This is a genomic window from Dyella sp. 2RAB6, from assembly GCF_052115385.1.
In the GTDB taxonomy this organism is placed as follows: domain Bacteria; phylum Pseudomonadota; class Gammaproteobacteria; order Xanthomonadales; family Rhodanobacteraceae; genus Dyella_D.
Window position 1 is genome coordinate 35,601 of record NZ_JBFRGP010000022.1, and the last position, 18,989, is coordinate 54,589.

Sequence of the window (18,989 nt, forward strand, 5' to 3'; positions counted from 1 at the left end):
AAAAGATCGTTGACACACAACGATGCTCTCGACTCCGAGCCGCCCCGGCATCAGTGATCGTGCATCTCCGCGGGCGTTCCGTCGGACCAGGTTCCAGTCCCGACCAGGAACACGAGAATGGGCGGCAGCCCCTTCATATTGGTCGGGTTCGGAGAGAAGAACCAATAGGGACTGGACATAACCGGCGAGCCGTCCGCGCCAGAACCCCAATCCTTGCCGTCCTTGACCAGGGTGTCGAACATCAGATGAGGCATGTTGTGGCCCCCTTCGTCGGTCAGGTACGACGATTTCGACATCATGTAATCCATGGCGCCGCTTTCCAGCGCAGGCAATTGTTTACTGTCGTACGCGGCCTTGACCGCCGCCTGTATCTCCGCCTTGGAGCGCCCGGCCATCGTCAACTTGGCGCGTAGACGAAAGACCGGCACGAGCGAACGCGCAGCCTGGGGGTTCAGACAATCGGCGGCCTTTATTTTCGGGCTCCAGAACTCGGGCCAGTCAAAGGGTCCCGACCAACCTCGACCCACCAGGCAAACAAACCCGTTTTTGCCTTCGACTGCGGTCTCATAACCTTTTTGTCCCAGCACCAGGACCGTAGCGTCACGGGAGATGGATTCCGGTGCGGCGCTTCGCGCCAAGGCTATTTCGGCGTCCCGACTCATGAGGTATTGCTCGACCGGGGCCATTTTCGGATAAGCCGGCGCCGGCTCGGGTTTCTTTACATCCTGCGATACCGCCTGCTGCGACGCACCAAACAGCGCGAGCAGCATGAAGCTCATGATTTCGATAGCCCGCTTCGTCTTCTGCATGGGATTCCTCCTGACCATGGGTATATTTCGGACGGCCTGCAACAGGCGCCGGTTGGCTGCCTTCAGGATGTTGACGAACGGCCGGGGCGGAATTCGACAAGTCATTGGAATAATTTGGCCGCGTCGCTTCAAGTATGGATCGACTCGGGCGGTGTCGGCCAAATGGCCTTTGGACGGGTCGGAACTCGAACTGTCCGCCTAGTATGGAAAGCGCGTGTTCCGCCTGGCCCAGGCAACCAGACCTTTGCCCATTCATCAGGAGGCGCGCGCCAACTCCAGCGGCGTGCGCTCCCGGTCGATGACGACCGTAGCCGGGCTTGCCGGGTCGTAGAGCAGATGAACGGCTTTGCGCGGCTCCTGGAAGCTCGCCACCAGCAGCTCTTCGACGAACGTGTGGATCGATACCGTGCGCGAGGTGCCCGTGGTGTCGGTGTAGTCGATTTCAAATACCACGGCGCAGATGGACTGCCCGTACGACCCGGCACGTGTGAGGTTGCCGGAGTGAAGGCGCAAGCTGCGGATCACGCCTTCAGCCATCTGCCCCGTATGCGCCAGCGATGACCAGAGTTTTCCTTCTGCTGAGTAGAGCCTGTTTTCGCGGCAAATGTAGGCGACCGCGCCAATGCTCAACACAGTGACGCTGGTCATCACGACGGCGAAGACTATCCAGAGCAGCATTTCCCAATAAGGCATGACGTCCTCTCGTGACAAAGCGCATGACCCTTGGGTCTTTCTCAACGACGAAGCCTGCGCCGACAGCCTAGAAATTCCTTATGTCAGGCAAATGACTCAGTGTCTGGGAAGTCAGCCGCGGTGCCTGCAAGGGCCTCGCAGTGTTACGACACTGCAACATGCGCGTGTCTCCAGCCATCACCACCCATTAACCCGCAAGCGAGGAAAGTATTTCGACTGGGGAAGACCTATCGACGAACTGCACGAGTGTCGCTTATCGAAGCATTCGGCAGGCAGGCCATCGCCCCTTCCATAAGACTGAGGCGCGGAGAAAATCATGAGCAACAAACCTGCTGTCGTGCTGGTTCATGGATTTTGGGGCGGCGCCGCTCATTGGGCCAAGGTCATTCTTGAACTCCAGCGCCTGGGCTACGACAAGCTGCACGCGGTCGAGATGCCGTTGACGTCGCTCGCAGAAGACGCGGAGCGCACGCGGAAGATGCTTGCGCAGATCGAGGGCCCCGTGGTGCTCGTAGGCCATTCCTACGGTGGCGCGGTGATCAGCGAGGCGGGAAACCAAGCCAATGTCCAAGCGCTGGTGTTTATCGCGGCCTTTGCCCCGGACGCGGGCGAAAGCCCGGGCGGCATTACCCAGGGGAAGCCGCCCGAAGCCGCGCCGAACCTCGCACCGGATAGCGATGGCTACCTATGGCTGAAAGCAGACAAGTTCCACGAGAGCTTTTGCCAGGATCTGACGGCCGATGAGGGCCTGGTCATGGCCGTGACACAGAAGGCCCCACTGGCATCGACGTTTGGCAACCCGGTGACCGATCCGGCCTGGCGGCACAAACCGTCGTGGTATCAGATTTCCAATCACGACCGGATGATCCATCCGGAGAACCAGCAGAACATGTCTGCACGGATGAACGCTCGAAAGATCATCAAGCTTGATGCGAGCCACGCATCGCTCGCGTCGCAGCCGCGGGAAGTGGCTTCACTGATCAACGAGGCGGCATCGTCTGCCTCCTGAGCGGATGATGCGATGAACGGTGATTTCATCGAACCCGGTCGATGGGCCGCAGAGGCACGCGCTAAGGACTTGTCTTCTCCCCAACCGGGCTAGTGGATGGCTGCTGCGCGGCGCGAAACCGAATAGCCATGAAGTGCTTGGGCACACCGTTCTCGGCGGGCGTTCTTTTGAGAAAAGCTGCCGCCGCCGCATCGTGCTTCAGATGGGCATCGAGGAAGTTGAGGCTGTAGCGGGCCACCCACGCGTAGCCCTGGTTGGCATCGTCCCTGCCGTAATCGGCAATCTGATCTTCCGCAAAGCGTTCCGCACTCTTGCGCCGCTGGAACATCGAACTGAATTCACCGTGCGCCATGCCAACCATATTCGCGGTGTACAGATCACCCAGCTTCCAGGCGTTCAGGACGTTGGGTCCCACCAGGTCCGCCGGAGCGCCGTCATAGGAGCTGTCGAGATCTTCGAAGTAATTCGGATACTCGGAAGTAAAGAAGAGCAGCGGTATGGTCAGCCGCTCCGGATGGACGTCGCCGGCCTTTTTCACCAGCCCCGGGAAATAGCGCATGCTGCCGTCCATCTCCAGCAGGGCGCGAATGCGGGGATCCCGCGCCGCCGCAAACAGGCTGGAAATGCCGCCCCAGCTCCAGCTCACAGCGGCGACGTTCGACGTATCCGTGTCCGGCAGCGTTTTGGCGTAGGAGACCAGAAAGGAGATGTCGCGCGCCTGGGCGTTGATCCCGTCGAGATCGTCCGTCATATCGCGTGTCGATACGCCCATCGACGGACTGGCGATGGCGACATAGCCATGGCTGGCCAGGTATTCGCACAGATCCGCGTTCTCCCAGGAAATGGACGAGTCGCTGGGCGCGTAGACCAGAACCGGATAACGACCCTTTGCCGGCTCGGCGTCGCGAACGGCCCAGAGAGGGATGTCAAACGACGCTTTTAACTGCGTACGCCATTTGTTTCACTTTTCATCGGGCGCGGTGAAATGAATCTCGGCGTCCGCCAGCCGGGCATAGTCGCCGACGGTCATCGGCTTGCCCGTGCCGCTGCGCGACGGATACCAGACCAGGGTCTGCAGTGGTCTTGGACCTTCCTTCGCCGGCAACTTGCTCGAAGTGTCAGATGAAGCAGGAAAGCTGCGTGAGCTGTCGTACTGTTCGACCACTTTCAATCCGACGGGATACGCCCCCGGCTTTTCAAGAAACTGGAATGAAGCCGATTGAGCCAGCAGGGGCATGGCGCAAAGCATCCCAGCCAGCGAAAGGCAGCACCGACTCAAGGTCTTCATACGGAGTCCGCAGAACAGGCAATGCCCTTAGGCTAGGCTCGATCCAACAGCGCTACACATGCTGAAAGTCACCAATAAGCGCCCCGTTCCGTCAGAGGTGCATCGACTCGTTCGACGCGGTCGAACAAGTCCGTCGCTCTCATTGCACGTCATTGCATTCGTTCCGGCGCAATCTATTCCTGTCGTCGGTCACCGACGCCACCTGCCACACTGCCGGGGCCACCGCGAAGTGGTTGCGGCCAGGGATGGGGCGAGCAAGACAAACCGCTTTGTCCAGCGTCGGGGAACCATCGACTCATCACCATCTACCTTGGGAGTCTATCCATGATTCACCGCTTACTGATTGCGTGCCTGCTGGCAGCATCGAGCGTTCCAGCCGCCGCAAGCGTTCAACCGTTCCCTCCGTCGTTCCGCCTGCAGGATATCGAGAGCAATGGCGCCACGATCCATGTGCGCGTCGGCGGCAAAGGTCCGGCCGTGGTGCTGCTGCATGGCTTTGGCGACACCGGTGACATGTGGGCGCCGCTGGCGGCCGACCTGATGCGCAACCACACCGTCGTGGTGCCGGACTTGCGCGGCATGGGTTTGTCGTCGCATCCGGAAGACGGTTATGACAAACGATCGCAGGCTGCCGATATCCGCGGCGTGCTGACCAAGCTCGGTATCGACCATGCCGCCGTGGTGGGCCACGACATCGGCACCATGGTGGCGTACGCCTATGCCTCCCGCTATCCGGACAAGACGGACCGCCTGGTGGTCATGGATGCCCCGGTTCCTGGCATTCCGCCGTGGGACCAGATCGTGCGCTGGCCGGCGCTGTGGCATTTCGACTTCGGCGGTCCGGATATGGAACGCCTGGTTGCTGGCCGCGAGCGCATTTACCTGGATCGGTTCTGGAACGAATTTGCCGGCACTCCGTCGAAGATCGACGAGGCAGCGCGGCAACATTACGCCGATCTTTACGCCAGGCCCGCTGCCATGCACGACGCGTTCCTGCAGTTCCGCGCTATTCGTCAGGACGCGGAAGACAACAAGGTGGCAATGGTGACCAAACTCACCATGCCGGTGCTGGCGGTTGGCGGCGAGAAATCGTTTGGTCCGAATGAGGCCATCGTGATGCGTAACGCCGCGACGCATGTCACCGAGCTGGTCGTGCCCAACGCGGGGCACTGGTTGATGGAAGAGGCGACGGAAACCACGGTTGCCGCTGTCCACAACTTTATTGATGGCAAGCCGGTGGCACCGACCAAGGCGAAGTAAGGGATTAGGGTGGTGGTATTGCATAAATCCCCGGCAGCGATCCTTGCGTTTAAATATCCTTCCAGTTCGGCGGACATGCTGGTGGAAAGGAACAAGTTCGCAGAAGGGACTTGCTGATCGATGTCACTCATCCAGCATCCTTTCCGTGGCGGGTACAAGCTTTCCGGCCGAACAGCCTTCTGCCATAGCGGCCCGAAGAACGGGACTCAGAAGCGCTGCCGCTGAAGCCCCTCGCCCCGGAGGGGAGAGGGGTCCGGAGGGTGTTGCTGGATGGCAGGCGTAGGTTGGGGTGAGCCGCAGGCGAACCCCAACATGGCCACGTCCAGGCGCGTTGCATTGTTGGGGTTACGGGCTGCATCAGCAGCCCGCCCTTCGGGCCATCCGCTACGCGGATGTTCGCTACGGCATCCTGCCTTCGCAGTCGCTTTGCTCACCCCAACCTACGCCGGTGGTTGCGCCGTCTCATCCTGTATCTGCTGCCATTGCATCCGCTCATGCGCCTGCGTGGCGCAGCGTGCGCCCATATCGATAAAYGCGCTGATGCCTTCCAGCATGATCGGCAGGCGTTGTGCGTCGATGTTCTCGCGTTCGTCGACCAGCTCAGCCAATAGCTGGATGGCGTTGTACGCGTACTGCAGCCATTCGGTGGCGTCGTTCAACAATGCATCCGGCCCCGCATCGGGATCGGAGAAATAATGCGCGTGGCGGGTGATCCACGGATCGCCAAAGTCATTCATAAGCAACTCCTTGCTAAGCGCCGCGTCCTCGCGCCGTAAAACGGCACGCCGCCAACTGCTCGACGTGCCGCCGACCTTACGGACTCGAGGATTCACCGACGGCCCAAAACCTGGGCGCCGGGCGGCTTGATTGAGGAAGTGGGTTGCGGCTTCAGCAGCTTTCGTCGTTGCGCAAGGCAACGCGCCGGGTTACACGGCTAGGACTTATTACCTGCGAAAACTCTTAAGGCCGCGGCTCTTCAACCCTGTCCGCGATGTCGCCGGACAGCCTGAATGTTCGGTGGGTGTGCCGCCCGGGGGATCGGCGAGCGCGCGAATCTCGTATGATCTGGCACAGCCATGATCAACTCCTGTAGCGTTGGTGATGGTCAGCGGGTCAGGGGTGTTGGTAGCACCCTTGGCCCGCGCTTCTCACAGCATTGCTGCCATGGTTGCCTGCGACGCGTCTTGAAATCACTCCGCAGGCAACGCCACCAAACTATCAAATCGATTTTTGGTTGTCTGTAGGCGCACACCCGCGTTGTGCGTGTGCTAAGCACTTTACAGACAATTCCGATGGCCTCGCCGTCAGCACCTTCACGTGTTGCTACGGATTCGCGAACCGCACCACCACATCATTCAACGGCATCTGCAGCTTCCGCTGCTCCCCTGCCGGCTCCTTCCACGCCTCTCCCTGCCCGAACAACTGCGCTTCCGATTCCGGCCCGAGATAATCGAAGCTCTCGAACACATAGGGCAGCCCTTCCGAGCCTTCGAACGTCACTGCGGTCGATAGCTGGAAATGCAGATGCGGTGCCGCCGAATTGCCGGACTGGCCAAGCTGCCCCAATAACTGGCCGCGCTGGATGCGGTCTCCGGGCTTGACCTTGACGCTGCCTTTCTTCAAATGGGCATAAGTAGCGAAGATGCCCGGCTGCAGTTCCAGCACGACGTAATTGCCGAACAAACCATCCGCCGTCAGCGATGCGGGCTCGGGCTGCGGGCTGAGCGGCTTGTGCTCTTGCTCGCCGTCGCGGGTATCGCGCACTACGCCATCGGCGACGGCGATGACCTCCGCGCCATAGCCGATCCAATCCGCGTAAGTCGTCTTCTGCATATCCTTGATGCCCGGGCGCATTGCGTGTCCCGAGGCATCGACGCCGACCAGGTCGAGTGCATAACGCTGGGGAATGGTCAGGTCGCCATTGACGGCCACCAGGCTGCCCCAGTGATGCGAGTGCGCGTTGCCGGGCCCTTCGTGCGCCAGCCAACGACCGCCGCGCAGGGGCGGCCCCAGCGTCATCGGCTTCTGGCTACCGACCTTTGTCGCCGCGCCATCGAGCGTAGTGACGGTCTTTTTCTCGGTATCGAATTCGATATGGTGCCGCAACGTGTGCGGTACAGCCGCGCCCGCAGGCAGCGTGATCCACACGAAGACGACTGCGCGCTTTCCGGGAGCGATCGACACCGGCACATGTTCAGCAGGCGTGGGCCGGACGAACTGGGACAACTGGTTCTTGTCCAGCGTCAGCAGCGGCGTCTTCGCATCATCGGCAAAGACCTGCAGACCCTTGGGCTTCAGCACGCCGGTATCGCCGTAGAAATTGCTGATATGCAGTTCGTAAGCCAGATGGACCGCGCCATCGGTACCGGTAAATCCCTCGGGAGCGAACGGCACCCGTGCTTCGACCGGAGCAAGCGCCTTCCCGGCATGGACCGCCGCCATGCAACAAGACAAGGCGACCAGGACTGCAAGAGCAGAGCGGCGAATCATTCGGTACTTCCCCCTGAAGCACATTGGTATTCCCTACCTTAGCAGCAGGCGGGATGGGCAATGGCGCCCCGGGGTATCAGTGCCCTAGTCGATCCAGCGCTGCATGCGCGGAGGCCCGGATCAGAACACCGACCTCAGTGGCGGAGCGGCCGTCCGCAAGCTGGCGGAACATGGCAAAGCTGGTCAGGGCAAAGATCAGATCGACGGTATCGCGGCGGACCTGGGCGCGCGTCCCCTTGCCGGCGATCTTCTCGACCAGGCTTGCGATCAACTGGCGGCGCCGCTCATTGCGCGCCGTCAGCGCCTGCGCAAGTTCCTGATCGGGCGCCATCGCGTCGTAGATGCGTTGCAAGGCAGGGTCGCTGCTCCAGAACTCGCAGCAGATCTGGATCAGCTGGTCGAGCCCTTCGCGCGGATCGGCCTGTTCCCGCACATGCCTCAACCGGCCCATCTGGCCGCGCAATGCGATCTCGTCGAAGACCGCTTCCATCAGCCCGCGGCGCGAACCGAACTGGTTGTACACGGTCAAGCGCGTCACGCCTGCGAGCTTGGCGACCATGTCCAGGGAAAAGTTGGCTGCGCTGTCCGACTCGCGAAGAAATTGCGTGGCCGCTTGAAGCACGCGCTCGCGCTTTTCAGCGGCGGCGGCGGCGCGGACGGGGCTGGAGTAGGAACGGGTAGTCATCGTGGCCACTTGTAAATTACATATACGCCTGTATAGTCAATATCGCCAACGGCAGGAACGGCGTGACATCCAGACCCATGGTAGCCATGCCCGGTTCGCCGACGCACGCACGCCTGCGAATGACAAATCAATTTGAATGACCAAATCCGGGAGTGAGCACGATGCTGGTCCATGTTTTCCGCGGCCCTGGCCGCGTGTTCGGCGTAACGGCGGATGAGACGGGGGCGAACCTGCCCGCGCAGTTCGCGCCATGGAATTCCATCAAATCGGCGGAGCTGGAGCGCGAGCGGGCCATGCCCGGGATCGACTCGGGCGAATGCCTGGACGATATCGCCAGGTACGGATTCCACATCACCCATGCGCATGTGCGCATCACCGATCAAGTAATTTGAATTAATTAATCGCGATGCGTGGGGACGGACGCCTCTTCAAGCCCACCGTCAGCCGATCGCATGGCGCGCCAACGAGGCGCCCACGCACCAGATCACCACGGCCCAGGCGGGCCAACGCATCGCCACCAGACCGGCGAAGCCCACCGCGGCGATCGCGAAGTCGCCGACATTGCCCACCGCGCTGACCCACACGGGATCGTAGAGCGCCGCCGCCAGCAAGCCGACCACCGCCGCATTGACGCCGGCCAGCATCCGCGCCGCCTGGTCGCGCGCCGCCAATGCGCGCCAGAACGGCAGCGTTCCCGACACCACCAGCAAGCCCGGCAGGAAGATCGACAGCACGCCGATCAGTGCTCCGGCTACCCCGCCCTGCCCGCCATACATCTGCTTACCCAGGAACGAGGACAGGGTGAACATCGGCCCCGGCACCGCCTGTGCGGCGCCGTAGCCGGCAAGGAAGGTGTCGGGGCTGACCCAGCCGGGATCGACGATGGCGTGCTTGAGCAGCGGCAGCACCACGTGGCCGCCGCCGAAGACCAGCGCACCGGTTCGATAGAAGGCGCCAGCCATTTGCCCCAAGGGCGGGAGCAAAGGCGACAGAGCCAGCGCTGCCACCAGCAGCACGCCGTACGCGATCAAAAGCACCAGGCCCGTGCGCGATCCATAGGCCAGCGCAAACGTCTCGCCCTGCTTCGCCACCACCTGCCGGCAGATCAAGGGTCCAAGCACCGCACCGCCTGCCACCACCAGCAGTTGCATCGCTGGAAGCGTACTGACGACCATCAACGCCGTGGCAGCAACGGCCAACAAGGCGCGCGGCACATCGGGACACAAGCTGCGCGCCATGCCGAGCACGCCCTGGGCGACGACCGCCACGGCCACCAGCTTCAGGCCATGAACCACCGCCTGTCCCCACGGCCCCGCCCATTGCCCACTGAACTCGGCGAATGCAAACAGCAACAGCGCCGAGGGCAAGGTAAACGCGACGAACGCTGCCAGCGCACCAGCCCAACCGGCACGCAGCAGGCCAATCGAGAAACCGAGCTGGCTGCTGGCCGGACCGGGCAGGAACTGGCACAGCGCCAGCAGCTGCGCGAAGTGTTCCTCATCGAGCCAACGGCGCCGCTGCACGAACTCGCGACGGAAGTAGCCCAGGTGGGCGATCGGTCCGCCGAACGAGGTGAGCCCCAGGCGCAGGAAGACCGCGCCGACTTCCCACGCGCTTCCGGGGAGCGCAGTTTTCGCAGCCGTATTCATGCCTCAGCCGACAAGCCCATATAGCCGTCACCCTTATCCAACTGCACGGCTTCGTACCACAACCCTATTGCGGATGGGTTTCCCTGGCCGCGCCATGGCCCACGACACGCTTGTAGTCGCTGACCGTCTCCACCCGCGCCGGGCCACCGTCGTAAGCGTTTGCCACTTCCTCATGAATACTGTTGTGGTCCGCGCTCATCGTCGCGCGGATGGTGGTGTGCACCTTCTTGCCGCTCGCCTCGCCATTGAGTTCCACCATCCACGAGTTGCCGGTAACGGTGGTGGTGAAGTCCACGCAGCCCTGCATGTTGTCGCACCACACGCTCTTGTACGCCTTCGCCTTGGCATCCCACCACGCATAGCTCTGACCCACCACATCGCCGCTGGCGCCATGCGAGGAGAACTCCTGCACGATGGAAAATCCGCCCGGCCCTTTCTTCATCACCATCACGCCCTTGTCGATGCCGCCCTTGGGCAGACTGGCGCTGGGTGCGCTGCGCATGACCACCTGCCAGGTGCCGATTCTGGGATAGAGCGCGGCCATTTCGGATGGAGCTTGCGGACCAGCTTCGGCCGCGAACCCATCAGCCATCGAAAGCACACCGATTAACGCAACCGACCACCGCAGACGCTTCAACATGACACGCCTCTTTATCGAGTTACGGTGATGGCGCAACGCCCTCTGCCAACCTCGGCATCGGCTGTGCCGGCGCATCGCCGCCATCGAAGTAATCGAGCCGCACCACCTTGCCGCTCTTGTCACGCACAGGCTCGAAGTAGCTCAGTTCGTCCGGCACGAAATAAAACTTTCCAGCCGCCGTCATCTGCACCGGGACGAGGTTGTGGTGGCTGCGTTGGGTATATAGCCGTCCATCCTTCACCGACACGGTCTCCACCGTCTTATCGTCGACCCGGTAATCCCCCACCAGGGCCGTCAATGTTTCAGCCGATGGCGTCACGCCCACCGGATCCACGTAAGGCTTGCCCAGCGCGATGGCCGCAAGGCGCCGCGCCATCGTGCGCGCATCGAAGTTGTCGTCGTTGGCGAGGACCACCACGGTGATGTCTTCTTTCGGAAGATAGGCCAGCGCGGACGCGAAGCCGTCGATCTGGCCGGTATGGCCGACCATCTCGCTGCCTCGCACCTGCCATAGGTACATGCCTAAACCATAGTGGTGCGTCGATGGTTCAAGGGGCTTTGCCGGTGTCGTCATCGCGCGGAAACTCTTCGCGCTCACTACGCGCCCACCGGCAAGCGCGCGCATCCAGCGCATCAGATCGTCGGCCGTGGCGACCAGCCCGCCTGCCGCGGCCGGAACGCTCGAACTGATAAAGGATGCATTTTCGACGCGATGCGCAGGATTGTCGGTGGTGTAGCCATCGACACGTCCCGGGATCAGCGCGGCGCCATCGCCATAGCGGATATGTGTCAACCCCGCCGGTTCCAGCGAGAGCTGCCGCATCGCTTCATGCCAAGGCTGCCCGGTTACCTTCTCGATCACCGCGCCGAGCAAGATGTAACCGGCGTTGGAATAGGCCCAGCGAGTGCCGGGTTCGAACGCGGGGTCGCGCTTGGCGATCTCGGCTACCTGGGTGGCCGTATCGATATCGCGCCGCATGAAACCTGGCTGCGGATTCTTGGCGACGTTGGAAACGCCGGCCGTGTGGTTCAGCAATTGGCGCAGCGTGATGCGATCGGCCGAAGGAATGGCGGGGACATACTTTGCCAACTTATCGTCGACGGAAAGCTTTCCCTGCTCAGCCAGTTTCAGCACCGTCGCGGCGGTGAAGATCTTGGTGATGGATGCGATGCGGAATACCTGGTCGGCGGCGAGCGGCACGCCCAGCTCGATCTGCGCCTGTCCGCGCGCTTGGCGGAATACCACCGTGTCGCCCTTGGCGATCAGCACTACGACGCCCGGACCGTCGGCGGCGGGGACCGCGTGTTCCAGCGCGGCGCGGGTTTGGTTGGTGAGGTTGGCGTCCGATGCGGATGCCACCGACGCAATCAGCAGAACGAATGCGATCAGGCTACGACGAAACATATCGCCCCTCATAATCGAAGCTTGGCCTAGCCCCTCTCCCATCGGGAGAGGGGTTGGGGTGAGGGTACGGCCGGAGCGAGGCGCCCCACTCCGCCCGAACCCTCATCCGGCTGCCGCCACCTTCTCTCCCACGGGGACTACCTTCGGGTCGCCGGAGGGAGAAGGATTCAAAACCTGGCGTTGAGCGGCATTCCAGTGAGCGTAGCCAGACGCGTGAACTTAAGCCTGCCCCGTTCGTCACCCCTGCCGCGTCAGCTTTCCCAGCGGAACACTTCATCCAGCGGCTTGCCGAACACCTCGGCGATGCGGAACGCCGTCTCCAGCGTCGGCGAATACTTGCCCGCCTCGACGGCGGCAATGGTCTGCCGGGTCAGGCCCACGCGCTGGCCGAGGTCCGCCTGGGTCATCTCGCCGGTCATGAAGCGCAGCGTGCGGATGTGGTTGGTCAGGCGCTTCTCAGGCACGCCAGCCTCGGCGATAGGCAAGGGCGAGCGAGCCATAGTGGACGACTTCGGCGGCGATCACGGCCAGCAAGGCGCCGTGCACGATGTCCCAGCCGGCATGGCGGAACGGCATGTAGAAACCGACAACGAGCATGCCGGCCATCAGCACGTAGTAAGCAAAGGTGGACGAACGCGCATCCATGAAGCGCTCGCGCTCGTCCGGCGCCTCGTAGCGTTGGCCGCCACCGCCCAGTCGGGCGTACAGCCGCTCGCCGCCGGCGATCACGCCCAGCGACCCCAGGGCCACCGCCAGGGTGGCGATGCGGGTCAGGAAACTGAGTTCGGCGTGCGCCTGCTGCTGCACCGCCACCGCGATGAAATAGGCCGCGCCGATAACGACCAGCGCGATGGTCCAGACCCAGGCAAAGCGTTCTCTCGGAAGCATGTGTGCGACCCCCTTCAGGTGTGGCCGCAATGTCCGCCAAACATGACTTGATGTCAAATATTTTTTACTTAAAGAAATTTCTTATCGCCAGAACAGAGGTATCTCAAGCGCTGAGATGATGCCGGTGCTATCTTGATTACCGACCCGCTATTCAAGCCGCCGCAGCCATGTCCCCTCCCTCCCACGGTGGCTCCCGCCCCGGCGCCGGCCGCCCCACCAGCGAAGCGACCCAGCGCCTGCGCGTACCGGAAAGCCAGGTGCCGACCGTGCTGGCCTATCTGGACGCCTACCGGCAAGGCAGCTCGCTGGATACGCCGCGGCCGCTGTCGCTGCTGCCCTCGACGGTGGCGCTCACCGCTTTCAGCAGCCGCGTGCCGGCGGGCCTGCCCAGTCCGGCGGACGACGACGTGGCCGACGTAGTCGATCTCAACCAATACCTGGTCATCGCGGGGCATGAGCCGAGCACCTTCATCGTGCGCGTGTCCGGCTGGTCGATGATCGGCGCAGGCATCTTCGACGGCGACGAAGTGCTGGTGGACCGCGCGCTTAAGGCGCGCCAGGGCGACATCGTGGTGGCCATCGTCAACGGCGAGCTGTCGATCAAGCGGCTGGGCCAGGTCGACGGCAAGGTCGCCCTGCTGCCGGAAAACGCGCACTTCAAGCCCATCGTGTTCAAGGAAGGCGAAACGCTGGAGCTGTGGGGCGTCGTCACCCGCTGCCTGCGCCAGCTGCGTTGAGCGGAACATGGGCCAGGTCGTCGCCCTCGATGCGCTGTTCGCCGGTCGCCAGGTCTGGCACGGCCGCGCCGCCCCCACCTCCGAACCGGGCAGCCAGCCTACGGGCTGGGCGGAACTGGACGCCGCACTGCCGGCCGGCGGCTGGCCGGAACATGCGCTGAGCGAGATCCTGCTGCCCGCCGATGGCGTGGGCGAATTGCAATTGGTATTGCCCACGCTGGCGCGGCTGACCCAGGCCGACGGCATCGTCGCCGTGATCGCCCCGCCCTATGCGCCCTGTGTCGCCGGCTGGGAAAACCGCGGCGTGGCGATGGCGCGGGTGGACATCGTGCGTACCGATACGCCGCGCGATGCGCTGTGGGCCGCTGAGCAATGCCTGCGCTCCGGCAGTTGCGCGGCGGTGCTGGCCTGGCCGCAGCAGGCCGACGATCGCGCGCTGCGCCGCCTGCAGGTCGCCGCCGATCACGGCCGCGCGCTCGGCTTCCTGTTCCGCGATCGCCGCCACGCCGCGCAATCTTCGCCGGCGGCACTGCGCGTGGAAGTGGAAACCACGCCGACGCGGCAACTGCGCATCCGCAAATGCCGCGGCGGCCAACCGCCGGCGCAGGCACTGCCCTTCCCCGTCGACGGCGTGCGGTGAAGCCATGCTCTGGGCCTGCATTCTTCTTCCGCATCTGGCGCTGGACGGCGTGCTGCGCCGACGCCCGCCGTCGGACGAGCCGCTGGTGCTGGTCACCGGCCATGCGCAGGCGCGCACCGTCTACGCTGCCAATGCCGCCGCGCGCGCCGCAGGCTTGCGCGCTGGACAGCGGCTTGCGGCGGCGCAGGCTTTGCTGGCGCGCTTCGATGCGGTCGAGTACGACCCCACGGCCACCGAACGCTGGCATCGCCTGCTCGCCGCCTGGGCCTATCGCTACAGCGCCGAAGTGGCGTTGTCGCCACGCGCGATCGTGCTCGAAGTCAGCAAGAGCCTCGGCCTGTTCGGGCCCTGGCCGAAATTCGAACGCCAACTGCGCAACGACCTGACCGAACTGGGCTTCCGCCACCACATCGCGCTCGCGCCCACCGCGCGCGGCGCGCACGTGCTGGCCGGCCTGCAGGATGGTCTCGCGGTCACCACGCCGGATACCTTGCATAGCGCACTGCTGTCCGTTCCCGTCGGCAAGGCGCGCCTGCCCGGGCAGGCGGCCGACAGCCTGGCCGGCATGGGCCTGCGCACGCTGGGCCAGGTACTGCGCGCGCCGCGCGATGGCCTGCGCCGCCGCTTCGGCGACGAACTCACGACGCATCTGGATTACCTCACCGGCGCCACCCAGGAAGTACTGCCGTTCTATCGCCCGCCGGACCGGCTGGACCTGGGCATGGAATGGACGCACGAGATCGAACACGTGGAAGCGCTGGTGTTTCCGCTGCGCCGCCTCACCGGCGATCTCGGCGCGTACCTGGCCGGACGCGACGGCGGCGTGCAGCGCTTCATGCTGCGGCTGATCCATCGCGACGGCAGTTCCACCGATGTCTCGATCGGCCTGCTCGCCCCCGAGCGCCAACCGGCGATGCTGTTCGAACACGCGCGCGGCCGCCTGGACCGCACCACGCTGCCGCAACCGGTGGTGGCGATGCGGCTGGTGGCGCACGAGCTGCCGCCGTTCGTGCCGGCCGGACGCGATCTGTTCGACACGCGCCCGCTGCATGCACTGCCGGCGGAGCAATTGCGCGAACGCCTGCGCGCGCGGCTGGGCGACCGGGCCGTGAGCAAGCTGCGCGCCAGCACCGACCCGCGCCCGGAGCGCGCGCAGACCGGCGATATGCAGGCGCAATTCATCGGCACGCCCACGCCGCTGCCGCGCCCCACCTGGCTGCTGGACACGCCGATCCCGCTGCGCGGCACGCCGCCGCGCATCCTCGCCGGCCCCGAGCGGCTGGAAACCGGCTGGTGGGACGGCGACGGCCTGCGCCGCGACTACTACGTGGTGGAAACCGCGCAAGGCCAGCGCGCCTGGGTGTTCTGCGCCATCGGCGAACAAGGACGCTGGATGCTGCACGGGTGGTTCGCATGACCGACTACGCCGAACTGCATTGCCTGTCGAACTTCACCTTCCAGCACGGCGCGTCCAGCGCCGGCGAACTGTTCGAACGCGCCAAGGCCTGCGGCTACCGCGCCCTGGCGATCACCGACGAATGCTCGCTGGCCGGCATCGTGCGTGCGTACGAGGCATCGCTGGAATTCGAGCTGCCGTTGATCGTCGGCGCTCAATTCAAATTGAATGACGAATTACGTTTCGTGCTGCTGTGCGAAACGCGCGAGGGCTATGCCTCGCTGTGCGCCCTGATCACGCGCGGCCGCCGCGCCTCCACCAAGGGCACCTATCACCTCACCCGCGCCGATCTCGCCGACGGCCTGCCCGGCACGCTGGCCCTATGGCTGCCGGACACCGAACCCCATGCCGCCGACGGCCGCTGGCTGGCCGAACGCTTCCCCGGCCGCCTGTGGCTGGCGGTGGAACTGCACCGCGGCCCGGATGACGCCGCGCGCCTGCGCCGGCTCGAAGCACTGGCCGCGGAACTGGGCATTCCTGCCGTTGCAGCCGGCGACGTGCATATGCACGTGCGCGGACGCCGCGCGTTGCAGGACACACTGACCGCGATCCGTCATCGTCTTACCGTGGCGCAAGCCGGGGCGGTGCTGTTCAAGAATGGAGAGCGGCATCTGCGGGCGCGCGATGCGTTGGCGGAGATCTATCCGGCGCATCTGCTGGCCGAAACGGTGCGGATCGCGGAGCGCTGCAGCTTCCATATGGACCAGTTGCAGTACCGCTATCCGGCTGAACTGGTGCCGGAAGGCCACACGGCCGCATCGTGGTTGCGCAAGCTCACCGAGGAAGGCATCCAGCGGCGCTGGCCGGACGGGATCACCGAGAAGAACCGCAAGCAGATCGAGATCGAGCTGGCGCTGATCCGCGAACTGGAATACGAGCATTACTTCCTTACTGTGGAAGATATCGTCCGTTACGCCCGCAGCATCGACATCCTGTGCCAGGGGCGCGGCTCGGCCGCCAACTCGGTGGTGTGCTACGTGCTGGGCGTGACCAGCGTCAGCCCGGACGAGGCACAGCTGCTGACCGAGCGCTTCATGTCGGCCAGCCGCAAGGACCACAAATACAACCGCCCCGAGCCGCCCGATATCGATATCGATTTCGAGCACGAGCGGCGCGAGGAAGTGATCCAGTACATCTACCGCAAGTACGGCCGCGAGCGCACCGCGCTGGCCGCCACGGTGATCAGCTATCGCGGCCGCAGCGCCGCGCGCGACGTGGGCAAGGCGCTGGGGCTGTCGACCGATCAGGTGGCGGCGTTGAGCGATGTGTTCGCCTGGCGCAATGGCGGTGAACAGGGCGAGCATCTGCGTGAAGCCGGTCTCGATCCGGAGAGTCCGCTACTGCAGCGTGTGGTCCGGCTGACCGAGGAATTGCGTGGCTTTCCGCGGCATCTTTCGCAGCATGTGGGCGGCTTCGTGATCTCCGACGCGCCACTGTCGCAACTGGTGCCGGTGGAGAATGCGGCGATGCCCGATCGCACCATCATCCAGTGGGACAAGGACGATCTGGATCGGATGAATTTGCTGAAGGTGGATTGCCTGGCGCTGGGCATGCTGACCTGCGTGCGCAAGTGCTTCGATCTGATGAAGCAGCATGAAGGCGTGTCGCACCATCTGGCCTCCATTCCGCTGGACGACGAGCCGACCTACACCATGGTCCAGCAGGCCGACACCATCGGCGTGTTCCAGATCGAAAGCCGCGCGCAGATGTCGATGCTGCCGCGGCTGAAGCCAAACAATTTCTACGACCTGGTGATCCAGGTGGCGATCGTCCGCCCCGGACCGATTCAGGGCGACATGGTGCATCCCTACTTGCGCCGTCGCCGTAAAGAAGAAAAAGTCACCTATCCTTCGGACGCGCTGAAAGAAGTACTCGAACGCACGCTTGGGGTGCCGCTGTTCCAGGAGCAGGTCATGCGCATAGCCATGGTCGCTGCTGACTACACCGGCCCACAGGCTGACGAACTCCGTCGCGCCATGGCCGCATGGAAACGCCACGGCGGCATGGAGAAACACCGCGACCGCCTTTTCGCAGGCATGGCCCGCAACGGCTACAGCGAAACCTTCGCCGCACAGATCTTCGAACAGATCAAAGGCTTCGGCAGCTACGGCTTCCCCGAGAGCCACGCCGCCGGCTTCGCCAAACTGGCCTACGCCAGCGCCTGGCTGAAATGCCACTACCCCGCCGCCTTCGCCTGCGCCCTGCTCAATGCGCAGCCGATGGGTTTCTACAGCGCCAGCCAGATCGTGCAGGACGTCAGACGCCACGATGTCGCCGCACTGCCGGTGGACGTGCGCTACAGCGATTGGGACTGCACCCTCGAACGCGACACCCGCAGCAAGGGCGGCTTCGCCCTGCGCCTGGGCTTGCGCCAGGTACGCGGCTGCTCCGCAATGATGGCGCGGCGCATCGAGCAGACACGCGCACAAGCACCGTTCGCCGACATCGTCGACCTGTGCACCCGCGCCAGCCTGGACCGCCGCCACCAGGACCTGTTCGCCGACGCCGGCGCCTTGCGCGGCCTGGCCGGCCATCGCCATCGCGCCAAATGGGCAGTCAGCGGCGTCGAACCCCAGCTACCGCTGTTCGGCCGCAGCAGCCCCGCCGAAGAAGCGATCGCACTGCCACCACCCACCTCGGCGGAGAACCTGCTCGCCGATTACGCGCATACAGGCTTGAGCCTAGGCCCGCATCCACTACGCCTGTTGCGCTCACGCCTGCAGGCGCAACGTTTCCTGGATTCCCGGCAACTGATCAGTCTGCGCCATAAGACCCCCACGCGCGTCGCCGGCCTGGTCACGCAGCGACAGCAGCCGCAGACGGCCAGCGGTGTCACCTTCATTACGCTTGAGGACGAGCATGGGCCGGTGAATGTGGTGGTGTGGCGGCATGTCGCGGAGCGGCAGCATCGCGCTTATCTGGAGGCGCGATTGCTTGGCGTGGATGGGTATTGGGAGACGGTGGATGGCGTTTGCCATTTGATCGCGAGGCGGTTGTTGGACTTGAGTCCGTTGCTCGGGGAGTTGGATGCGCGTTCGCGGGATTTTCATTAGGTGCCGCGTGCCGCGACGAGGGCGTCATTCCGGCGTAGGCCGGACGAGCGCGTAGCGCGAAGAACGCCCGCAGGGCGGCCCCGAAGGGGTGAGCGAAGCGAATCATCCAGTAGCGGTATCGCTTGGTTTTCGCGTTATGGGCCTATCCTAGATTTTGTGTAAACGGGGCATTGGCAGGAAACTGCCATCTGACCCGGAGACACCATGAGTCCACGCAAACACGAAGTGCCCGACGAGCTGCTTAGCAGTCTGTTAGCCAACTATCAGAAGCCCGAAGATCTCGTTGG

Annotated in this window: 19 protein-coding genes; 7 read left to right on the forward strand and 12 right to left on the reverse strand. The window is 63.9% G+C overall.

Annotation, left to right across the window (positions count from 1 at the left end):
* Positions 1–50 precede the first annotated feature (50 nt).
* Both AB4083_RS20255 and AB4083_RS20260 read right to left on the reverse strand, forming a co-directional pair.
* The gene (locus AB4083_RS20255; RefSeq protein ID WP_441610311.1) at positions 51–809 is read right to left on the reverse strand and encodes a hypothetical protein; all 759 of its coding nucleotides are present in this window, start codon (positions 807–809) and stop codon (positions 51–53) included.
* 255 nt (positions 810–1,064) lie between these two features.
* Positions 1,065–1,502, reverse strand: coding sequence for a hypothetical protein (locus tag AB4083_RS20260; RefSeq protein WP_441610312.1), 438 nt, complete (start codon positions 1,500–1,502; stop codon positions 1,065–1,067).
* A 316-nt stretch (positions 1,503–1,818) separates the two neighbouring features.
* On the opposite strand from AB4083_RS20260, the gene AB4083_RS20265 reads away from it, so the two are divergent.
* Positions 1,819–2,511, forward strand: a complete 693-nt coding sequence (locus AB4083_RS20265) for an alpha/beta hydrolase (RefSeq protein WP_441610313.1) — start codon at positions 1,819–1,821, stop codon at positions 2,509–2,511.
* Positions 2,512–2,572: 61 nt separating this feature from the next.
* Here AB4083_RS20265 and AB4083_RS20270 read toward each other — a convergent pair whose 3' ends face one another.
* On the reverse strand, positions 2,573–3,262 hold the full coding sequence (locus tag AB4083_RS20270; RefSeq protein ID WP_441610314.1) for a hypothetical protein: 690 nt from the start codon (positions 3,260–3,262) through the stop codon (positions 2,573–2,575).
* A gap of 210 nt (positions 3,263–3,472) precedes the next feature.
* Positions 3,473–3,748 (reverse strand): hypothetical protein, encoded by a 276-nt coding sequence (locus AB4083_RS20275; RefSeq protein ID WP_441610315.1) that lies wholly within the window; start codon positions 3,746–3,748, stop codon positions 3,473–3,475.
* Positions 3,749–4,123: 375 nt separating this feature from the next.
* Here AB4083_RS20275 and AB4083_RS20280 point away from each other — a divergent pair, with 375 nt between their 5' ends.
* On the forward strand, positions 4,124–5,059 hold the full coding sequence (locus AB4083_RS20280) for an alpha/beta fold hydrolase (RefSeq protein ID WP_441610316.1): 936 nt from the start codon (positions 4,124–4,126) through the stop codon (positions 5,057–5,059).
* 440 nt (positions 5,060–5,499) lie between these two features.
* Here the strand turns inward: AB4083_RS20280 and AB4083_RS20285 are convergent, their stop codons facing one another.
* The 3 genes from AB4083_RS20285 to AB4083_RS20295 form a co-directional block, all read right to left on the reverse strand.
* Complete coding sequence (locus AB4083_RS20285; RefSeq protein ID WP_441610317.1) at positions 5,500–5,796, reverse strand: hypothetical protein; 297 nt, start codon at positions 5,794–5,796, stop codon at positions 5,500–5,502.
* A 586-nt stretch (positions 5,797–6,382) separates the two neighbouring features.
* A complete protein-coding gene (locus AB4083_RS20290) occupies positions 6,383–7,549 on the reverse strand; it encodes a M23 family metallopeptidase (RefSeq protein WP_441610318.1) in 1,167 nt (388 codons plus the stop codon).
* Positions 7,550–7,625: 76 nt separating this feature from the next.
* A complete protein-coding gene (locus AB4083_RS20295) occupies positions 7,626–8,234 on the reverse strand; it encodes a TetR/AcrR family transcriptional regulator (protein ID WP_441610319.1) in 609 nt (202 codons plus the stop codon).
* A 152-nt stretch (positions 8,235–8,386) separates the two neighbouring features.
* On the opposite strand from AB4083_RS20295, the gene AB4083_RS20300 reads away from it, so the two are divergent.
* On the forward strand, positions 8,387–8,626 hold the full coding sequence (locus AB4083_RS20300) for a hypothetical protein (RefSeq protein ID WP_441610320.1): 240 nt from the start codon (positions 8,387–8,389) through the stop codon (positions 8,624–8,626).
* A 48-nt stretch (positions 8,627–8,674) separates the two neighbouring features.
* Here the strand turns inward: AB4083_RS20300 and chrA are convergent, their stop codons facing one another.
* The 5 genes from chrA to AB4083_RS20325 all read right to left on the reverse strand — a co-directional run bounded on the left by chrA (position 8,675) and on the right by AB4083_RS20325 (position 12,816).
* Complete coding sequence (chrA, locus tag AB4083_RS20305) at positions 8,675–9,883, reverse strand: chromate efflux transporter (RefSeq protein WP_441610321.1); 1,209 nt, start codon at positions 9,881–9,883, stop codon at positions 8,675–8,677.
* A 64-nt stretch (positions 9,884–9,947) separates the two neighbouring features.
* Positions 9,948–10,523 carry a hypothetical protein gene (locus tag AB4083_RS20310; RefSeq protein WP_441610322.1) on the reverse strand — a complete coding sequence of 192 codons (576 nt, stop codon included), beginning with the start codon at positions 10,521–10,523 and terminating at the stop codon, positions 9,948–9,950.
* Positions 10,524–10,542: 19 nt separating this feature from the next.
* Complete coding sequence (locus AB4083_RS20315) at positions 10,543–11,928, reverse strand: serine hydrolase domain-containing protein (protein ID WP_441610323.1); 1,386 nt, start codon at positions 11,926–11,928, stop codon at positions 10,543–10,545.
* A 251-nt stretch (positions 11,929–12,179) separates the two neighbouring features.
* Entirely contained in the window at positions 12,180–12,392 is a 213-nt protein-coding gene (locus AB4083_RS20320) for a helix-turn-helix transcriptional regulator (RefSeq protein WP_441610324.1), read from the reverse strand.
* Positions 12,385–12,816, reverse strand: a complete 432-nt coding sequence (locus AB4083_RS20325) for a hypothetical protein (protein WP_441610325.1) — start codon at positions 12,814–12,816, stop codon at positions 12,385–12,387. The genes AB4083_RS20320 and AB4083_RS20325 overlap by 8 nt, the downstream gene beginning before the upstream one ends.
* 167 nt (positions 12,817–12,983) lie before the next feature.
* Between AB4083_RS20325 and AB4083_RS20330 the strand changes: the two genes are divergently transcribed.
* From AB4083_RS20330 to AB4083_RS20345, 4 genes are read left to right on the forward strand one after another with little or no spacing between them, the layout of a single operon-like run.
* Positions 12,984–13,553 carry a LexA family protein gene (locus AB4083_RS20330; RefSeq protein WP_441610326.1) on the forward strand — a complete coding sequence of 190 codons (570 nt, stop codon included), beginning with the start codon at positions 12,984–12,986 and terminating at the stop codon, positions 13,551–13,553.
* A 7-nt stretch (positions 13,554–13,560) separates the two neighbouring features.
* Positions 13,561–14,193, forward strand: coding sequence for a translesion DNA synthesis-associated protein ImuA (imuA, locus tag AB4083_RS20335; protein WP_441610327.1), 633 nt, complete (start codon positions 13,561–13,563; stop codon positions 14,191–14,193).
* Positions 14,194–14,197: 4 nt separating this feature from the next.
* A complete protein-coding gene (locus AB4083_RS20340) occupies positions 14,198–15,610 on the forward strand; it encodes a Y-family DNA polymerase (RefSeq protein WP_441610328.1) in 1,413 nt (470 codons plus the stop codon).
* The gene (locus AB4083_RS20345; protein WP_441610329.1) at positions 15,607–18,702 is read left to right on the forward strand and encodes an error-prone DNA polymerase; all 3,096 of its coding nucleotides are present in this window, start codon (positions 15,607–15,609) and stop codon (positions 18,700–18,702) included. Before AB4083_RS20340 ends, AB4083_RS20345 begins: the two co-directional genes overlap by 4 nt.
* The last annotated feature ends 287 nt before the right edge of the window (positions 18,703–18,989 follow it).

Coding starts and splice junctions, on each gene's coding strand:
- AB4083_RS20315 (WP_441610323.1), bottom strand. CDS start 11,928: ATGTTTCGTCGTAGCCTGATCGCATTCGTTCTGCTGATTGCGTCGGTG.
- AB4083_RS20255 (WP_441610311.1), bottom strand. CDS start 809: ATGCAGAAGACGAAGCGGGCTATCGAAATCATGAGCTTCATGCTGCTC.
- AB4083_RS20295 (WP_441610319.1), bottom strand. CDS start 8,234: ATGACTACCCGTTCCTACTCCAGCCCCGTCCGCGCCGCCGCCGCCGCT.
- AB4083_RS20330 (WP_441610326.1), top strand. CDS start 12,984: ATGTCCCCTCCCTCCCACGGTGGCTCCCGCCCCGGCGCCGGCCGCCCC.
- AB4083_RS20290 (WP_441610318.1), bottom strand. CDS start 7,549: ATGATTCGCCGCTCTGCTCTTGCAGTCCTGGTCGCCTTGTCTTGTTGC.
- AB4083_RS20280 (WP_441610316.1), top strand. CDS start 4,124: ATGATTCACCGCTTACTGATTGCGTGCCTGCTGGCAGCATCGAGCGTT.
- AB4083_RS20270 (WP_441610314.1), bottom strand. CDS start 3,262: ATGACGGACGATCTCGACGGGATCAACGCCCAGGCGCGCGACATCTCC.
- AB4083_RS20265 (WP_441610313.1), top strand. CDS start 1,819: ATGAGCAACAAACCTGCTGTCGTGCTGGTTCATGGATTTTGGGGCGGC.
- imuA (WP_441610327.1), top strand. CDS start 13,561: ATGGGCCAGGTCGTCGCCCTCGATGCGCTGTTCGCCGGTCGCCAGGTC.
- AB4083_RS20275 (WP_441610315.1), bottom strand. CDS start 3,748: ATGCCCCTGCTGGCTCAATCGGCTTCATTCCAGTTTCTTGAAAAGCCG.
- AB4083_RS20310 (WP_441610322.1), bottom strand. CDS start 10,523: ATGTTGAAGCGTCTGCGGTGGTCGGTTGCGTTAATCGGTGTGCTTTCG.
- AB4083_RS20340 (WP_441610328.1), top strand. CDS start 14,198: ATGCTCTGGGCCTGCATTCTTCTTCCGCATCTGGCGCTGGACGGCGTG.
- AB4083_RS20345 (WP_441610329.1), top strand. CDS start 15,607: ATGACCGACTACGCCGAACTGCATTGCCTGTCGAACTTCACCTTCCAG.
- AB4083_RS20325 (WP_441610325.1), bottom strand. CDS start 12,816: ATGCTTCCGAGAGAACGCTTTGCCTGGGTCTGGACCATCGCGCTGGTC.
- AB4083_RS20260 (WP_441610312.1), bottom strand. CDS start 1,502: ATGCCTTATTGGGAAATGCTGCTCTGGATAGTCTTCGCCGTCGTGATG.
- chrA (WP_441610321.1), bottom strand. CDS start 9,883: ATGAATACGGCTGCGAAAACTGCGCTCCCCGGAAGCGCGTGGGAAGTC.